Genomic DNA, 16,708 nt, shown 5'->3' on the forward strand with positions numbered 1-16,708 from the left:
GATGCCTCAATCTCTTCGCTCTTTGACCTCGCCTATTTGACCGCGCCTTGCGTGATGCCGGAAATGAACTGCTTCGACAGCACGATATAGAGCACGGTAATCGGCAGCGCCGCCAGTGTCAGCCCGGTGAACAGCACCCCCCAGTCGGTGGTGAATTCGCCGACGAACACGGTCAGCCCTTGCGGCAGTGTCTTCAAATTGTCGGAGGTGATCAGGACCAGCGGAAAGAAGAAGTCGTTCCAGATCGGCACCGCGTTCTGGATCGCCACGATGACCAGCGCCGGCCGCGCCAGCGGCAGCATGATCGACCACATGATGCGAAGCTCGCTGGCGCCGTCCATGCGGGCGGATTCTTCCAGCTCGCGCGGCAGAGTGCGCAGGAAGCCGGTCATGATGAAGACGGCCGAAGGGATGCCCATCGCCACATAGACCAGCACCAGCCCGAAATAGCTGTCGACGAGGCCGAGCGTGTCGAGCTGGATGAACAGCGGAATGATCGCCAGCTTCAGCGGCACAGTCATGCCGCTCAGGAAGAACATCAGCACCAGCGAGCTCAGCCGGAACCGGTAGCGGGCGATGGCGTAGCCGGCGAGTGTGCTGAACATCAGGATCAGCGCGACCGAGGCGGCGGTGATGCCGACCGAGTTCGCCAGATAGCGGACGAAATTGGTCTCGGTCCAGACCTTCTCCAGATTGGCGGTCGAGAAATGCGTCGGCAGCGAAAGCGGCGAGGAAAAGATCTCGGCGTTGGTCTTGAACGACGAGGCCACCATGACGAACAGCGGATAGATCATGATGACGGCATTGACCGCCAGCAAGAGCTGGATGGCGCCGTTCCTGATCGTCTCGCCGCGATCCCTCACTGCTCGATCTCGCGGCGGCGCAGGTAGCGCAGGGCGATTGCCGTGACGCCGGCGACGAAGATGAACATCAGAACCGCCAGCGCGCTGCCCTGGCCGAAATCCTGGATGCCGGTGGTCGTGCTGCCGAAGGCCGTGCGGTAAAAATAGAGGCCGAGCACGTCGGTCGAGCCGCCCGGCGAACCGGTCAGGCCGGCCATGACATAGGGGATCTCGAACCAGTTGAAGCTGCCGATGAAGGTCAGGATGGTGACGATGGTGACGCTGGGCGCGATCAACGGCCAGACGATGTTGGTCATCAGCGCGTAGTCGCCGGCGCCGTCGAGGCGAGCGGCTTCCAGCACGTCCTTGCTGATGCGCTGCATACCGGCAAGCAGCACCAGCGTCGGGAAGCCCAGCCAGTGCCAGATGTTGGCGAAGAGGATGCTGCCGAGCGCGGTATTTTCGTTGCCGAGCCACGGAATGACGCCGATGCCGACCAGGCCGAGCAGCTGGTTCACCAGCCCGAACAGCGGATGCAGGAACAGCTTCCACAGAAAGCCGACGATCACCGCCGACAGCACCACCGGCAGGAAGACGATGACCTGATGGACGCGATGGCCCGGCAAGGCCTTGAGCAGCGCGAAGGCGATCAGAAAGGCGGTGCCGTTCTCGAAGACCATCAGCGCCAGGAAGGCGATGACATTGTGCTTGAACGCATTCCAGGTCCAGTCGCTATAGGGCTTTTCGAACAGGACTTGGCGGAAGTTTTCGAGCCCGATGAAGCCGGATGGCCTGAGCCCGTTGAACTCATAGAAGGCGAAGCGGAAGGCCGACAAAAGCGGCCATAGCACGAACAGCACCATGACCAGCAGCGCCGGCGTCAGCAGCGCGGCAATCCAGAGCGACCGGCGCCATGCAAAAGGTTTCGCTGTGTGGCGCCAGCCGTCTGCCATCTCATTTGCCCTGGAACGGCTTGTACCATTTGGCGAGGCCGTCGGTGAGGTCGGCGGCAAGCTGGTCCGGCGTGATCGACCCCGACATCATCTTGGTGATGTCGCCCTGCAGCAATTCCGATGCCGTCGGCTTTTCGAAGCGGAAATAGACGACATTGATATGCGGCATCGCCGTCTCGTTCAACTTGGCGACGTGTGACAGAAGCTCGTCCTTGATGACGACGCCCTTGATCGGCGAGATGTTGCCGAGAAGCGCCGAGAACTTGTCGCCGAACTCCTTGGTGCCCATCCAGTTGACCAGCTTGAGCGCCGCTTCCTTGTTGGCCGACTTCGAATTGACCGCGTAGCCGCCGTCGAAGAATTTCGTGACTTGCGGCGTGTCGCCGGCCTTGGCCAAAGGCGGGGCGACGAAGTCCATGTTGATGGCGGGGTTCTGCGACCGGTAGGTGGCGATGTCGAAGCTGCCGCCGGCGAGCATCGCCGCCTTGCCGCTCAGGAACAGCTGGCCGGCCGTCTCATAGTCGATGCCTTCGAAGCCGTCGGGCATATAGGGGCGCAGCTCGAGCAGCTTGCCGAGTGCCGCGACATAGCGCGGATCCTTGAAGGTGGTCTTGCCGCTGGTCAGGTCGCTGACGAAGTCGGGCCCAAGGAACGGGTTGGTGAAGATGGCCACGAACATTTCGTTGAACCAGCTGGTGCCCATGCCGTTAGCCAAAGGATAGATGCCCTTCTCCTTCAGCGCCTTGCTGACGGTGATGAACTCGTCCCAGGTGGTCGGCGGCGTCAGCCCCGCCTTGGCGAAGACGTCCTTGTTGATGAACAGGCCAAGCGTCTGCGAGGCGAAGGGCAGCGAATAGACCTTCTTGTCGGCGCGGTAGGTGCCGGACACCAGCGCATCCGCCGGCTGGTTGGCGAGCGAGGGTACGGTCGCCATGTCGAGCGGCTCGAAATAGCCGGCCTTCACGAACTGCTCGAGCCAACCATAGGCGTGCGTGTGAATGACGTCGCCGCCCTTGCCGCCCGCCAATGCCGTCGAGACGATGGTCGGGTAGTTCTCGTCCGGGAAGGACTCGAACTTCACGTGGATGTCCGGGTTCGCCTTGGTGAAGTCGGCGAAGAGCTCGTTATAGGCGGCCTTGTCTTCCTGGCGCCAGGTCCAGAACGAGATGTCGGTCGCGTGCGCCAGACTTGTTGCAAATCCCCATGCGAAAGAGGCGGCCGCGAGGGCCAGGCCGATCCTTCTCCTGCTCATCTTCCTGATCTCCCATTCAGCGCTTCATGCGCTTCGACGGGGTTGATCAAATCATAGTTCTTGCCGTCTGGAAAGATAGTTTGTAAAGTTTCCTAACTAACGTGGTTGCAGTGTTCGCGCGAAGCTTGGGCGGCGCGGCTGGCGAAGGGAATGTGCGTGGATCGGAACCTGCTGGTGGGCGTGGACATAGGCGGCACCAAGACGCGCATCATGGGGCGTCGCGGCGACACCGTGTTGTTCGACAAGACGGTTATCACCGACGAATGGCGGATCCGCCAGATGGAGGCCGATGCGGCGAAGCTGTCGGCCATCGCCATGGATCTTTGCGGCGGTTCAGCGCCTGCCGCGGTTGCGGTCGGCGCGCATGGCTGCGATACCGACGAGCAGTGCCGGCGCTTCCAAGCGCTGCTGTCGGCCAATCTGAAAACCAGCGTGCAGGTGGTCAACGATGCCGAGCTGATGGTGCCTGCCGCCGGCTTTGTCGAAGGCATCGGCGTTGTGGCCGGAACCGGTTCGATCGCGGTCGCGCGCACGGCCGAGGGCAAGATGCTTGCCGCCGGCGGCTGGGGCTGGATCCTGGGCGATGAAGGAAGCGCGGCGGCGCTGGTGCGCGAGGCCGCCAAGGCGATCCGCCGCGCTCTCGATCGCGGCCAGGAGGGCGATCCGCTGATTGCGATGCTTATGCGCGAGATCGGAACCGACGACCAGACCAAGCTCGGCATCTTGCTCAACGAGACACGCGGCGCCGCTGCCTGGGGCCGCTATGCCAACGCTGTCTTCGATGCCGCGAACGCCGGTTCGCCGCTCGCTTCGCGCGTCATCGAGGAAGGCGGGGAGGGGCTCGCGGCGCTTGTGCAACTGCTGATCGAACGCGGCGCCGATCCGTCGCTGGTCGTCGCCGGCGGCGGCGTCATTGCCGAGCAGCCGATGCTGTTGGAAGCTTTCGTCAAGGCGATGGCGTCCGTGTCGCCGGCAAGCCGCGTGGTCCTGCTGCGCGAGCCGCCGGTGATCGGCGCGGTGGCTTTGGCCGGACGTCTATTCGCGGGCAAGAAGCGTGGCGACGGCTGAGGGCGGATCGAGGAGCATTGACATGAAGCGTATCGGTTACCGCCCCGCGGTGTTGCGCCAGGCCGAAAGCCTGGAAATCGGAAGGCAGGCCGTGGCAAGGGCGCTCGACACGGTCGACCTGTCTGGCTTTGCCGACGGCACGATCGGCTTTGCCGGCATTGGCGCCAGCTATCAGGCGGCCCTCGCGGGCGCCTTCTATCTGCGCCAGTTCGGTCGGCGGGGTTTCGCCTTCGTGCCGACCGAACTCTATGGCCGGACGGATGCGGCGGCGGATGCCTTTGTCGCCCTGTCGGCCTCCGGCCAGAGCCGCGAAATCGCCGATGTGATGCGGGAGGCGAAGGCCTATCCGCGCCTCGCCATCTGCCGCGGCGCCGACAATCCGCTGGCCGACATCACCGGCGCGGTGATCGCCATGGCATCGGGCGCCGACAATGGCGCCAGTTCGACCGGCTACACCGGAACTCTGCTCGCGCTCGGCATGCTGGTCGACAAGATCGCCGGCGGCTCCTTCGACTGGGCGCAACTGCCGGAGGCGGTCGAGCGGCTGTTGGCCGATGGTTGGGAGAGCACCGGTCGGGCGGCAAGGCTGCTTGGCGGTCGCGCCGCCATCGACATCGTGGGTGCCGGCATTGGCTTTGCCAATGCGGGCGAGGCAGCGATGCTGATTCGCGAGGCGGTCCGGATTCCCGCCTCCGGCTGGGACACGCTGAACTATCTGCATGGCCCGATGGAATCGCAGGACGCCGCCACCGGCCTGATCGCCTTTGGCGAGGACCGCGAGGTCAAGATCGCGCAGGACGTCGCCGGCTTCGGCTGCCCCTCGGCGCTGATCACGCAACGGACCGATATCGCTGCCAGGGAGAAGCTCGCCGTGATCGTTATCCCGGCGCTGGGCAATGCGATCGCGGACGGCATCCTGGAGATCGTTGCGCTGCAGATGGTCGTCGCGAACATGCAGGACGCGGCCGGATTGACCGACATTACCTTCCGCTACCGGCAAACCGATACCAAGCTCAAGCCCTGGTCGCCGACGGCGCTTTAGTTCTTCGGGACGCCAAGCTTGTTCGCTCAGTAGGGCGCATTCGCGCAATCCGCCGAAACGCAGCACAATGGTAATGGTCGCGGTTGATTCGTGATATGCGAGCCGGCGCGATCGGCCGAGCGCCGAGAGGATGAAGGCGGAACAACGTCGCAGATGGCTCCATCCGAAATCCCCAGCCTGACGGAAAGCGCCCGCGCCGTGCTGCGCCTGCTGGCCTCGCAGGGGCCAGTGACCCGGCCGAAGCTCGGCTCGATGCTGGAACTCTCCAAGCCGACCATGTCGGCCGCCGTTTCCGAGCTCAGCGCGCTTGGCCTTGTCTCGTCGCGTGGGACGGAACGCGGCGCCATCGGGCGGACCGCCACCATCTATGGCATCGGCCCAGGCGCCGGCTATGTGATCGGCATCGATGTCGGCGCGGCACAGGTGCGCGCCGTCGCCTATTCGATGGATGCCCAGCCCCTGGCGACGGTGGAAGAGAGCATTCCGGACGGAGCGACCGTCGACGAGACCGGGGCGTTCATTCTTGCGGTAGCCAAATCGATCCCGGCCAAGGTCGGCAAGGCTTTTCGCACCTTACGCAGCATCGCGGTTGCGGTGCCGCGCATCGTCTCGCACAGCCGCCTCGGCAATGGCCAGGGCAACGGCCCGGACGCGGTGCTCCACGCCCTTCGCCGCAAGATCGATGTGCCGATTATCCTCGAAAACAACGTCAACTGCGCGGCGATCGCCGAAAGGCATTTCGGCGCCGCGCAGGGTCACGAGACCTTTGCCTTCCTGCAGGTCGGCGTTCGCGTCGGCCTGGGCCTGATCAATGAAGGCCGGCTTTATCGCGGCGCCGGCGGCGCTGCCGGCGAAGTCGGCCGCATGCCGTTTCCGTGGTCGGCCAGCGAAGTGCCTTTTCGCGAGGGGCTTGAGCACTATCTCGGCTCGCGGGCGCTTGTCGAGCGCAGCCGACAGACCTGGCCGGCGGAAGAGGGGACCCCGCCGAATTCGGCCAAGGAATTGTTCGCGCTGGCACTGGCGGGGTCGCGGCCGGCCGCCGAGGCTGTCTCGCGCCATGCCGCCGATATCGGCCGGCTCGCGGCCGGCTGCATCGGCATGCTCGACCCGGGCCTGATCGTGCTTGGCGGCGGCGTCGGCCGCAACGCGTTGATGACGGCGGAGGTCGAGCGGGTGGCCGGCGAATTGGCCTGGCCGACGCCAATCGCGGTCAGCACGCTGGAAGATGTCGGAACTGCGCTCGGCGCCATGAAGCTGGCGCTGGATTACAGCCTTGGGCTGATCTTGCGCGAGGACCGCCATCCGGCCGTGGTGCTGCCGCCGCTGTAGGGTGGCCGGCTACCGGCGAAATGCAGAAAGAGGCAGGCGCTGGCGGGCGCCTGCCTCTTTCATCTCCAGCATAGGTGATCAGGCAGCCGCGGCGGCCTGGTTGGCGTTGGCGGCGGCGATCGCGTCGACCTTGGCGGTGGCCTTGGCGAGCGCGGCGGTCACGGCATCGGCACCCATGCCGACGCCCTCGACGCGGATCACTTCAACGTCGGTCATGCCGAGGAAGCCGAGCACGCTGCGCAGATACGGGACGGCATGGTCCATCTGCACCGCGGCGCCTTCCGAATAGATGCCGCCGGAAGCGAGCACGATGTAGACCTTCTTGCCGGCGACGAGGCCCTTCGGACCGTTCTCGCCGTAAGCGAAGGTCTTGCCGGAGCGGGCGACGTGGTCGACCCAGGACTTCAACGTCGAGGAGATGTTGAAGTTGATGAAGCCGGTGGCGAGGATGATCGTGTCGGCGGCGAAGACCTCATCGAGCACGGCGTCGGAAACGCCGACGACTTCGGCCTGGCGCGGCGTGCGCGCTTCGGCCGGCGTGTAGATGCCGGTGGCGTAGTCGGGGTCGATATGCGGCAGCGGATTGGCGACGAGATCGCGCACGACAAGCGTGTTGGACGGATCGGCGGCAACAAGCTTCCGGGCGAGATCGGTGGCGACGCGGGTCGAGTGCGAAGCGGCGCCGCGCGGGCTGGAGGTGACGAGAAGAATAGACATGGCGGTGTCCCCTTGGGGTTGGATTGAAACTTTCCACGCCAATATGGGATTGCTGCTCCATCAGGATAACTGGTATAATATGTATACAATCCATCAACAAAATGGATGGCGTTGCCATGCAGCCGAACCCGACATTGGACCAGCTCCAGATTCTGGTGGCAGTCGCCGATACCGGCAGCTTCTCGGCAGCAGGGCGCAAGCTCAACCGGGCGCAGTCGGTGGTGAGCTACGGCATCGCCAATCTCGAAGCGCAGCTTGGGCTGAAGCTGTTCGAGCGCGAAGGCGTGCGCGAGCCGCAGCTGACCGAAGTCGGCAAGGCGATGCTGGAGGATGCACGGCGCATGATCGGCGTGCTGCAGCGCATCCGCTCGCGCGCCGACGGCTACCGGCAAGGGCTGGAAGCGGAAGTGGCGATATCGGTCGACGTGACGCTGCCTTCGCCGGCGCTGGTGCGCGTGCTCAAGGCCTTTGAGGCGCAGTTCCCGGCGGTCATGCTGCGGCTTTATATCGGCTCGCTCGGCCTGATCGTCGACCAGGTCGTTAACGGCCAGGTGGATCTCGGCTTCGGCGGCCTGCAAGGCGATGCCGACGTCAATCTGCTGCGCATCGGCTTCACCTCCCTGGTGCCTGCGGCGGCGCCCGACCATCCATTGGCCAAACTGCCGAAGCCGGTCGGTGTCGAGGACCTGCGCGAGCACATCCAGCTTGTCGTCACCGACCAGTCGGAGCGGACGCGCGGGCGAGACTATGGTGTCTTTGCCTATCGCACCTGGCGGCTGACCGATATGCGCACCAAGCATGCGCTGATGCGCGAAGGTCTCGGCTGGGGTGGCCTGCCGCGCTGGCTGATCGCCGACGACCTTGCCAGCGGCAGGCTGGTCGAGCTCGATCTCGAGCCTTACCGCGAAGTCCGCTCGCCGATGTATGCCATGCACCGCAATGACCGCAGCCCCAAGCCGGCGGCGACCTGGCTGATCGACGAGTTCAGGCGGCAACTCGGCTGCTTCAACGAGATGGAGCCAGGCCTGTGGGCGGAGGACGGACCGGAGTCAAGCCGTCCATGAGGGCGATCAGCACCGCGCGATAGTCCTCGGCGGGCGCGCCGACCTCGATGGCCAGAACCGCCCGGTCGAAGGCGGCGGCGAGCAGGGCGGTCAGCGCCTCGGCTGGCAATCTGGTCATCGCCTGCGCCCGCATCGCGGCGACCAGGCCTTCGCGCAGCGAGCGGTTGCCGTGGCGGTTGTCGATCTCGTCCATGGCTGCGCGGCCGAGCACGGCCGGCCCGTCGAGCAGCAGAAGCCGCGTGCGGCCGGGCACCCGCATTGCCTTGAGATAGGCATCCGATCCGGCGATCAAGGCTTCGCGCGCGGAGGGCGACGGCGGCGAGGCATGATCGATCTCGGCGGCCACGGTCGCTGCTTCCTGTTCGACGACCGCGGCGAACAGGGCCTGCTTGTCGGCGAAATGATGATAGAGCGCCCCGCGCGTCACGCCGGCTTCGGCAACGATCTCCGGCGTGCCGGTCTCGGCATAGGATTTTTCCGTGAACAGCTTTCGCGCCGCGCGGATCAGATCGGCGCGCGTCGCCTCGGTGCGGTCGTGGTTGGAGCGGCGTCCGGACTCTTGTTGCATACATGCAGCCTGTATGTTATTTGCATTTACATACAGACTGTATGTTGGGTGAGAGGAGAAGGAAAGATGAAGACGACCAGCTATTATCCGGTGCTGATGACGGACGATGTCGAAGGCACGGCGGCTTTTTATGTCGAGCATTTCCGCTTCAAGCCGCTCTTCAAAAGCGACTGGTATGTGCATCTGCAGTCGGCGGAGGATAGACGCGTCAATCTTGGCATCGTGCAAGGGGATCATGAGACGATCCCGCAGGAGGGGCGCGGACGAACGTCAGGCCTGCTGATCAATTTCGAGGTGCGCGATCCCGACTCCGTCTATGAGCGCGCCATCGCCGCCGGCCTGCCGATCCTGCGCAGCTTGCGTGACGAGCCGTTCGGCCAGCGGCACTTCATCACCAGGGACCCCAACGGCGTGCTGATCGACGTCATCAAGCCGATCCCGCCAAGCGAGGAATTCTTGGCGCAATATGCCGAGGGGATGGCGGGAAGCTAAGCCAGCGAGGCTTAGCTCGTCCGCGCTACCGGCGTCACCGCCACCTGGCTGACGCCGGTGCGGCGCACGACAGTGCAGAGCGTCTCGCGGCCGATGCGCTCGGCGTCGAGCATGCGCACGAGGTCGTCGACGCCGGTGACCGGCCGGCCGTCTATTGCCGCGATGATGTCGCCTTCCTTCAGGCCGGCCTTGGCGGCGGGGCCGTTCTTCTCGACGCTGCGCAGGCGCACCGCCGTGTTCGTGGTGACTTGCGACAACAGGGCCACCCGGCGCGGCAGGTTGGTCGTGTCGGCAGAGACGCCAATGAAGGCGCGGCGCACGCGGCCGAAGCGGATGATTTCGGAGATGACGAAATTGGCGGTGTTGGAGGCGACAGCGAAGGCGATGCCTTGTGCGCCGTGGATCATGGCGGTGTTGACGCCGATCACCTCGCCCGCCGACGACACCAGCGGCCCCCCGGAATTGCCGGGATTGAGCGCGGCATCGGTCTGGATGACGTCGTCGATCAGCCGGCCGGTCGAGGCGCGCATCGAGCGGCCGAGCGCGGAGACGACGCCGGCGGTGACGGTCCATTCGAAGCCGAGCGGATTGCCGATCGCGATCGCGATCTGGCCGCGGCGCAGGCGCTTGGAGTCGCCGAGCGGCGCGACATCGGCGAAACTGCCGTCGGCGCGCACCAGCGCGATGTCGGTGTCGGGATCGCGGCCAAGCACGTGGCCTTCGCGCGAGGCGCCATCCGGCATGGTGACGCGCACGGCGCGCGCGTCGCCGACGACATGGAAGTTGGTGACGACCAGGCCATCCTGCGCGATGACGAAGCCGGAGCCGTGACCGCCGGCGCCAATGCGCTCGATGCGGCACACGGCCGGACCGATACGGTCGACAGCGTCAGCCACGGATGCCGAGTAGGCGTCGAGCAAACTGTCATCGGATGGAAGTTTTTCGGCTGCGAAAGCCATGGGCGTGTTCCCTCGTAGAATGATGACTATATGTGCGGAGCAGCCAGGGGCGCCGCGACCTGACCACATGGCCAGTCCGCCGGCCGACTAGCCGTCAGGCGAGTACCCGCGGCTGCGCTAGCGAGCGATATCTGGGTCACCGAACCCAGGAGACAGTCTTATGAGCGATTTCAACCTCAGTGCCTTTTCCGACGCGATTGCCGATGTCGCGGCCACAGCTGCGCCCGCGCTGGCGAGTTTCGTCACGCATCACCACCGCACCGCCAGCGCCTTCCACTGGCGCGACGGCTATTTCGTCACCGCCGAGGAAGTGGTCGAAGCCGGCGAGGAGATCGAATTGACGCTGGCCTCCGGCGAAACCGTGAAGGCAGAGCTGGCCGGCCGCGATCCGTCGACGGGCGTTGCGCTGCTGAAGCCCGCTTCCGGCGCTGCCGGTTTGCCGCAATTGGCGCAGGCCGATGCGGTGCGTCCCGGCAATCTGGCGATCGCCGTGGGCAACAGTGATGGCGCAGCGCTTGCCGTGTTCGGCACGGTCGGCGAGGTCGGGCCGGCGTGGCGCTCGATGCGCGGCGGCACGATCGACCAGCGTATCAACCTCGCCATCAACACCGGCGGTCGCTTCGAGGGCGGTCCGGTGCTCGACGCCAGGGGCGGGCTGATCGGCATGCTGTTGTTCGGACCGCGCCGGCGGGCGCTGGTCATGCCTTACGAGACGATCGAGCGCGCGATTGCCACGCTGCGCGAGAAGGGTCATGTCGCGCGCGGCTACCTCGGCGCCGGGCTGCATCCGATCCGCAACGGCGACACCAAAGGCGCCATGGTCATGAGCCTGGACGACAACGGCCCGGCCAAGGCCGCCGGCCTGCATGTCGGCGACATCGTCGTCGCCTGGAACGGCGAAGCAGTGCATGGCCCGCGCGAGCTGATCCGCAAGCTCGGGCCGGACAGCGCGGGTACCACCGTGACGCTTGGTGTTTCGAGCGGCGGCGCTGAGCGCGACGTTTCGATCACCATCGGCGAGAAGCCGCTGAGCTGAGAGGATTGATGGCAAGCAGCGCGGCATAAGTGATCGCACGACCGGAACCGTCAGCCCACCGGCTGACGGTGCTGGTGGCGCTCGGCGATGCCGAGCGGGCCGAGCAGCTTGCCGATGCGCTTGCCGCGAGTGACGATCTGCTGCCGACATTGGCCGGGAGCAGCACAGGCCAGCCAGCGGATGTCGCGGTGACAGACGATGCGGCCTTGGAAAGCCGGGCCATAGGCTCGACGATGCCTGTTGTGCTGCTGTCCCGCCGCAGCGGACACGAGCGGCTTCGCGGCAATGTGGTCGCCGTGCTGCCGTCGTTGGCCGATAGCCTGTTGATCGCCGCGGCGGCGCGGCTCGCAGCTTCCGGCTATCGCATCGACAGGGCAGGGCCATCGGAGGTCGCGCATGGCGATTTCCATGACGGGCTCGCTGAAGAGGACGTGACGGATGACAATCCGGCGCGTCCGGCCTTGTCGCCGCGCGAGGCGGAGGTGCTGGCGCTGCTCGCCGAAGGCGCCCCGAACAAGGTGATCGCCCGCCGGCTCAACATTTCGGTCCACACGGCGAAGTTCCATGTCGCCGCCATCCTGATCAAGCTCGGCGCCGCCAACCGGACGGACGCGATCGCGATTGCCATGCGGCAGGGCCTGGTGCTGGTCTAGGCCTTCCGGCACGACGCTGCGTAATCCGTCTTGCCCCTTGCGCCACGGCTATCTGCCGCGCAAGTTGCCTCCCTTATTGAACAGGGGGCAAAAGGATGTCGCTCAACGGAAAGACGCTGTTCATCTCGGGCGGATCGCGCGGCATCGGGCTGGCGATCGCGCTCAGGGCAGCGCGCGACGGCGCCAATGTGACGATCGCTGCCAAGACCGCCGAGCCGCATCCGAAGCTGCCGGGCACCATCTACACCGCGGCGCAAGAAATCGAGCGGGCCGGCGGCAAGGCGCTGCCGGTGCTTTGCGACATCCGCGACGAAGCGCAGGTCGCCGAGGCGGTGGCGAAAACCGTGGAGCGGTTCGGCGGCATCGACATCTGCGTCAACAATGCCAGCGCCATCCAGCTCACCGGCACGCTGGAGACCGATATGAAGCGCTACGACCTGATGCATCAGATCAACACGCGCGGCACGTTCCTGGTCTCCAAAATGTGCATTCCGCACCTGAAGTTGGCCAAGAACCCTCACATCCTGAATCTGGCGCCGCCGCTCGACATGAAGGCCAAATGGTTCAAGAACCATGTCGCCTACACGATGGCGAAATTCGGCATGTCGATGTGCACGCTTGGCATGAGCGCCGAGTTCGCCAAGGACGGCATCGCGGTGAATTCACTTTGGCCGATCTCGACCATCGACACGGCCGCGGTGCGCAACCTTCTGGGCGGGGCGACGGTGGCGGCGATGAGCCGCTCGCCCGACATCATGGCCGACGCCGCATATGCGATCTTCATGCGCCCGTCGCGTGAGGCGACCGGCAATTTCTACATCGACGAAGAGGTGCTGCGCGCCGAAGGCGTGACGGATTTTTCGGTATACGCGCCCGGCGCCGCCGATCAGCTCGCGGGCGACTTCTTCGTTCCCGACGAGGTGTTTGCGAACTCGCAGACGAAGGTCAGAAGAATCTACTGAAGGCGCGCAGACGGCCTTAGTCCGCCGCGGCCTTCTTGCCTTTCGCCAACGCCATGACCCGGTCGATATGGGCCAGCATCAGCGCCGAAAGCACGAACGCCAGATGCATGATGGTCAGCCACATCAGTTGCTTCGCCGTGTAGGAAGGGTGGTCGAGGAAGGCTCGCGACGAGCGGGTCAAGCCGCCTTGGAAAGCTGGGACACGTCGAAACTCGCCAACCCGTAGCGCCAGCGATGGTTGGTCGCCGACACGCGACTCTGGTAGAAAAGGGTCAGCCTGTCGCCCTCGATCATCACAGTCGAATGGCCGTTTTCTCCAGGCCCGCCCGGATCGAGCACCGGCCCGATCGAGGAGTAAGGTCCGGCAATGGTGTTGGCGATGGCGAAAAACACCCGCTGCCGACTGCCCCGCTGTCCGTTCGGAAGGAAGCAGGTGGCGTTGAGGAGCACGCGGCCGTCTGGAAGTTCCACCAACTGGGCACCTTCAATCCCCCATTCGTAGTCGGGGTCGTCCCGCGTGTTGTGATGGGGAATGTCATTGTGGTCCAGGATTTTGCCCAAGCGCTTCCAAGGCCCGAACCATGAATCGGACTGGCTCCGGGACAGATAGATGTCCGGTTGCGGCACGCGGGTGAATTTCGGCATGCCGGAATAAACGAGGTAGCGCTTTCCGCCGATGAGAGCGGGGTGCGGGTCGTAGATGCCGTCTTCATCCGTGTCCGGCACGGACAGAATTGCCGGATTGAGCACAACCCAGTTGAACCCGTCATTTGACACCGCGTGTTCACAGCGACCGCCGGATTTCATGAACTCGGTTTGGATGAACATGTGGAAGACGCCGTCTTCGTGGACTACACCCGGCGCCGCGACGCCCGAGCCGGTGACCGGAAGCTCGATCGGCGCGTGCTCCGTCCACGGTCCGTGCAACTCCGGCGCCGTGGCGTGAAGAATCTTCCAAGTCTCGCTTGTCACCGTGCCGCTCGATCCGAATACATGCCAAAGCCGGCCGTCATAAACCGGGCACGGGTCCTTGAGATCGTCCACCGCTTGCGGGTGAAACAACGGGAACACATTCGTCTCGAACTCGATCTTCATCTGTCTGCCCCAGCGATTGTCGGCCGCTAAACGCCCTTGGCGTCGGTCCGACGAATCAATTTAAGCCACCGAATATTCTAGCTGCTCATTCAACGAAAATGCGGCACCCGAGCGGCCGTCCCCAGAAAGCTGCAGCCTGAGATGCCAGACGCTCTGGCCGGCACTCCGCCTGCATATCGCTCGCTGGCTGGAACAAGTTAATCAGCCGACAGTTAGACATGCGGCAGGAATAGCTTCCTGCATCTCGCGATTAACAAATGTTATTCGCAGTATAAACCGCAATGTCACCAGGGAAAAGCTTATATGGACGCGGCGATAAGAATACCAGCCAAAATCAAAACCAGAAAAGAGCAAGATTTATTGATATGCTTCTCCCATTTGCGATGGAATTTCGTCTATCAACGTCCGCAGCACATTCTCACGCATGCCTCGAGAGAGCACCAAATCGTTTACTTCGAGGAGCCCGTTTTTGAAGAATGCTCCCACTCGTCCATTCGGTTTTGCGACGCTGCGCCGGGCATTCGGGTAGCGACCCCTTTGCTCCCGATCGGCACCAGCCCCGCCAGAGCCGATGCGATCCAGCGCAGATATCTGGACCGGATCATCGCGTCGACGCCGCACGCCCAATTGACTGCCTGGTATTATACCCCGATGGCGCTGCGCTTCAGCGCGCATGTCAACTTCGACGTGCGCGTCTATGACTGCATGGACGAGCTTGCGGCGTTCAAGAATGCGCCGGCCCAGCTTGCGTTGCTGGAACGGGCGCTCTTCGAATGCGCCGATGTGGTCTTCACGGGCGGCTTAAGCCTGTTCGAAGCGAAGCGTTGCCAACATCGGGCGATCTATCCCTTCCCCAGCAGCATTGACGTCAACCACTTTCACAAGGCGAGGGCGCCCGGCGAGGAGCCGGCGGATCAACTCACAATCCCGCATCCTCGGGTTGGCTTCTTCGGTGTTATCGACGAGCGCCTCGATATCGATCTCGTGGCGCAGGCTTCCAGCACGATGCCAGACGTGCACTTCGTGATGCTTGGTCCGGTCGTCAAGATCGATCCGGACATCCTGCCGAGGGCAAACAACCTGCACTGGCTCGGCAGCAAAGCCTACAAGGATCTGCCCGACTACCTCCGGCATTGGGATGTCGGGTGGATGCCGTTCGCGCTCAACGAAGCGACACGCTTCATCAGCCCCACGAAAACTCCCGAATTCCTTGCCGCCGGCCTGCCCGTGGTGTCGACTGCGATTGTCGATGTGGTGCGAAGCTACGCTGCCGCCGGCCTCGTCGATATCGCGGACCCCGAAGACATCGAGGCCAAACTGCGCTCCGCGCTGGCGCAACCGCGCGAAATGCGCCTGCCAGCGGTTGATGCCTATTTGGCCAACATGTCCTGGCAGCGAACATGGGATGCCATGGCCGCCCACATCAAGAAAGCCAGTGCAAGCAAGAAGGTCGTGCCCTTCCGCAGGAGCGCGTGACCATGTTCGACTGGCTGATTGTCGGGGCAGGCTTTGCCGGCAGCGTTCTCGCGGAACGGATCGCTTCGCAACGAAGCGAAAGCGTTCTCCTCATAGACCGTCGGAGTCACATCGGCGGAAACGCGTATGACTGCTACAACGAAGCCGGAATTCTCATCCATCGTTACGGACCGCATATATTCCATACGAACGCCCAGTCGATCGTCGACTATCTGTCGCAGTTCACAAGCTGGCGCCCTTACGAGCACCGTGTGCTCGCTTTCGTGGACGGCAAGCTTCTGCCGATTCCTATAAACCTCGACACGATCAACCATCTATATGGTCTCGAGCTAAGCCCGGCAGAGCTGGAAGAGTTCTTCGCGTCGCGTCGTGAAACCGTTGGCGAAATCCGTACCGCCGAGGATGTGGTTGTCAGCACCGTCGGTAGGGAGCTCTATGAGAAATTCTTCCGCGGCTACACTAGAAAGCAGTGGGGGGTCGATCCCAGCCAGTTGAGCAAGTCCGTGACGGCTCGCGTTCCAACAAGAACGAACCGCGACGATCGCTATTTCGGCGACAGCTTCCAGCAGATGCCGGCCGGCGGCTACACGCGCATGTTCGAACGGATGTTGGACCATCCCAACGTCAAGATCATGCTGCAGACCGATTATCGCGAGGTCCGAGAGCGAATTCCCTTCCGGCGGCTGATCTACACCGGGCCGATTGATGAATTCTTTGACTGGAAGCTGGGCCGCCTGCCCTATCGATCATTGCGCTTCGAGCATGTCACCCTCGAATGCGAGCAATTTCAGCCGGTAGCCGTGGTGAACTATCCGCAGACGGAAGCCTATACCCGCATCACCGAGTATAAGCATTTGACGGGCCAGAGGAATATCCGGACCAGCCTCACCTACGAATACCCGACAGATATCGGCGACCCATATTACCCCGTGCCGCGGCCGAAAAACGAGGCTCTCTACAAACAATATGAAGCGCTCGCTGACAATTGCCCTGACGTGTGGTTCGTCGGCCGTCTGGCGACGTACCGCTACTACAACATGGACCAGGTTGTAGGGCAGGCCCTGGCCACTTTTGCCCGTATTCAGAAGACTATCCCAGCCTCAGATCGCGCACCGCAATCGGCACTCGCGATGCCCGTCTAGATGCCGTCTGCGCAGCGATGCTTAATGTTGCGCACACAACGAACCGCCATGATGCCGG

Annotated in this window: 18 protein-coding genes; 10 read left to right on the top strand and 8 right to left on the bottom strand. The window is 63.8% G+C overall.

Going from position 1 to position 16,708, the window contains the following annotated elements; all coding sequences use genetic code 11:
* Positions 1-32 precede the first annotated feature (32 nt).
* Genes EJ072_RS25095 through EJ072_RS25105 form a run of 3 tightly spaced genes read right to left on the bottom strand, consistent with a single transcriptional unit; the run spans position 33 to position 3,047 of the window.
* Complete coding sequence (locus EJ072_RS25095) at positions 33-863, bottom strand: carbohydrate ABC transporter permease (protein ID WP_126081763.1); 831 nt, start codon at positions 861-863, stop codon at positions 33-35.
* Entirely contained in the window at positions 860-1,795 is a 936-nt protein-coding gene (locus tag EJ072_RS25100) for a sugar ABC transporter permease (RefSeq protein WP_126081764.1), read from the bottom strand. The genes EJ072_RS25095 and EJ072_RS25100 overlap by 4 nt, the downstream gene beginning before the upstream one ends.
* A gap of 1 nt (position 1,796) precedes the next feature.
* The gene (locus EJ072_RS25105; protein WP_126081765.1) at positions 1,797-3,047 is read right to left on the bottom strand and encodes an extracellular solute-binding protein; all 1,251 of its coding nucleotides are present in this window, start codon (positions 3,045-3,047) and stop codon (positions 1,797-1,799) included.
* A gap of 156 nt (positions 3,048-3,203) precedes the next feature.
* Here EJ072_RS25105 and EJ072_RS25110 point away from each other — a divergent pair, with 156 nt between their 5' ends.
* The 3 genes from EJ072_RS25110 to EJ072_RS25120 all read left to right on the top strand — a co-directional run bounded on the left by EJ072_RS25110 (position 3,204) and on the right by EJ072_RS25120 (position 6,486).
* A complete protein-coding gene (locus tag EJ072_RS25110; RefSeq protein ID WP_245466987.1) occupies positions 3,204-4,115 on the top strand; it encodes a BadF/BadG/BcrA/BcrD ATPase family protein in 912 nt (303 codons plus the stop codon).
* 22 nt (positions 4,116-4,137) lie between these two features.
* Positions 4,138-5,157, top strand: a complete 1,020-nt coding sequence (locus EJ072_RS25115; protein WP_126081767.1) for an SIS domain-containing protein — start codon at positions 4,138-4,140, stop codon at positions 5,155-5,157.
* Positions 5,158-5,310: 153 nt separating this feature from the next.
* The gene (locus tag EJ072_RS25120) at positions 5,311-6,486 is read left to right on the top strand and encodes an ROK family transcriptional regulator (RefSeq protein WP_126081768.1); all 1,176 of its coding nucleotides are present in this window, start codon (positions 5,311-5,313) and stop codon (positions 6,484-6,486) included.
* A gap of 78 nt (positions 6,487-6,564) precedes the next feature.
* Here EJ072_RS25120 and EJ072_RS25125 read toward each other — a convergent pair whose 3' ends face one another.
* Entirely contained in the window at positions 6,565-7,203 is a 639-nt protein-coding gene (locus tag EJ072_RS25125; RefSeq protein WP_126081769.1) for an FMN-dependent NADH-azoreductase, read from the bottom strand.
* 116 nt (positions 7,204-7,319) lie between these two features.
* Between EJ072_RS25125 and EJ072_RS25130 the strand changes: the two genes are divergently transcribed.
* Positions 7,320-8,267 carry a LysR family transcriptional regulator gene (locus EJ072_RS25130; RefSeq protein ID WP_126081770.1) on the top strand — a complete coding sequence of 316 codons (948 nt, stop codon included), beginning with the start codon at positions 7,320-7,322 and terminating at the stop codon, positions 8,265-8,267.
* Here EJ072_RS25130 and EJ072_RS25135 read toward each other — a convergent pair.
* Positions 8,209-8,835, bottom strand: a complete 627-nt coding sequence (locus EJ072_RS25135; RefSeq protein ID WP_126081771.1) for a TetR/AcrR family transcriptional regulator — start codon at positions 8,833-8,835, stop codon at positions 8,209-8,211. The two genes, EJ072_RS25130 and EJ072_RS25135, sit on opposite strands and share 59 nt — an antisense overlap.
* A 66-nt stretch (positions 8,836-8,901) precedes the next feature.
* Here EJ072_RS25135 and EJ072_RS25140 point away from each other — a divergent pair, with 66 nt between their 5' ends.
* Positions 8,902-9,327: a VOC family protein gene (locus tag EJ072_RS25140; protein ID WP_126081772.1), complete on the top strand. Its 426-nt coding sequence runs from the start codon at positions 8,902-8,904 to the stop codon at positions 9,325-9,327.
* Positions 9,328-9,338: 11 nt separating this feature from the next.
* Here the strand turns inward: EJ072_RS25140 and EJ072_RS25145 are convergent, their stop codons facing one another.
* Positions 9,339-10,286, bottom strand: a complete 948-nt coding sequence (locus EJ072_RS25145) for a trypsin-like peptidase domain-containing protein (protein WP_126081773.1) — start codon at positions 10,284-10,286, stop codon at positions 9,339-9,341.
* Between the two features lie 160 nt (positions 10,287-10,446).
* On the opposite strand from EJ072_RS25145, the gene EJ072_RS25150 reads away from it, so the two are divergent.
* The 3 genes from EJ072_RS25150 (at position 10,447) to EJ072_RS25160 (ending at position 12,937) form a co-directional block, all read left to right on the top strand.
* Positions 10,447-11,322 carry a S1C family serine protease gene (locus EJ072_RS25150; RefSeq protein WP_126081774.1) on the top strand — a complete coding sequence of 292 codons (876 nt, stop codon included), beginning with the start codon at positions 10,447-10,449 and terminating at the stop codon, positions 11,320-11,322.
* 29 nt (positions 11,323-11,351) lie between these two features.
* Positions 11,352-11,975, top strand: coding sequence for a helix-turn-helix transcriptional regulator (locus EJ072_RS25155; RefSeq protein WP_189343091.1), 624 nt, complete (start codon positions 11,352-11,354; stop codon positions 11,973-11,975).
* 95 nt (positions 11,976-12,070) lie between these two features.
* A complete protein-coding gene (locus EJ072_RS25160; RefSeq protein WP_126081775.1) occupies positions 12,071-12,937 on the top strand; it encodes an NAD(P)-dependent oxidoreductase in 867 nt (288 codons plus the stop codon).
* A 16-nt stretch (positions 12,938-12,953) separates the two neighbouring features.
* Here the strand turns inward: EJ072_RS25160 and EJ072_RS36130 are convergent, their stop codons facing one another.
* Together EJ072_RS36130 and EJ072_RS25165 are read right to left on the bottom strand one after the other, a co-directional pair.
* Entirely contained in the window at positions 12,954-13,118 is a 165-nt protein-coding gene (locus EJ072_RS36130; protein ID WP_189343092.1) for a hypothetical protein, read from the bottom strand.
* Positions 13,115-14,032 (bottom strand): hypothetical protein, encoded by a 918-nt coding sequence (locus EJ072_RS25165; RefSeq protein ID WP_126081776.1) that lies wholly within the window; start codon positions 14,030-14,032, stop codon positions 13,115-13,117. The genes EJ072_RS36130 and EJ072_RS25165 overlap by 4 nt, the downstream gene beginning before the upstream one ends.
* 303 nt (positions 14,033-14,335) lie before the next feature.
* On the opposite strand from EJ072_RS25165, the gene EJ072_RS25170 reads away from it, so the two are divergent.
* Together EJ072_RS25170 and glf are read left to right on the top strand one after the other, a co-directional pair.
* A complete protein-coding gene (locus tag EJ072_RS25170; RefSeq protein WP_126081777.1) occupies positions 14,336-15,508 on the top strand; it encodes a glycosyltransferase in 1,173 nt (390 codons plus the stop codon).
* A 2-nt stretch (positions 15,509-15,510) separates the two neighbouring features.
* The gene (glf, locus tag EJ072_RS25175) at positions 15,511-16,650 is read left to right on the top strand and encodes a UDP-galactopyranose mutase (protein ID WP_126081778.1); all 1,140 of its coding nucleotides are present in this window, start codon (positions 15,511-15,513) and stop codon (positions 16,648-16,650) included.
* Positions 16,651-16,708: the final 58 nt, after the last annotated feature.

The organism is Mesorhizobium sp. M2A.F.Ca.ET.046.03.2.1 (assembly GCF_003952425.1).
Taxonomy (GTDB): Bacteria; Pseudomonadota; Alphaproteobacteria; order Rhizobiales; family Rhizobiaceae; genus Mesorhizobium.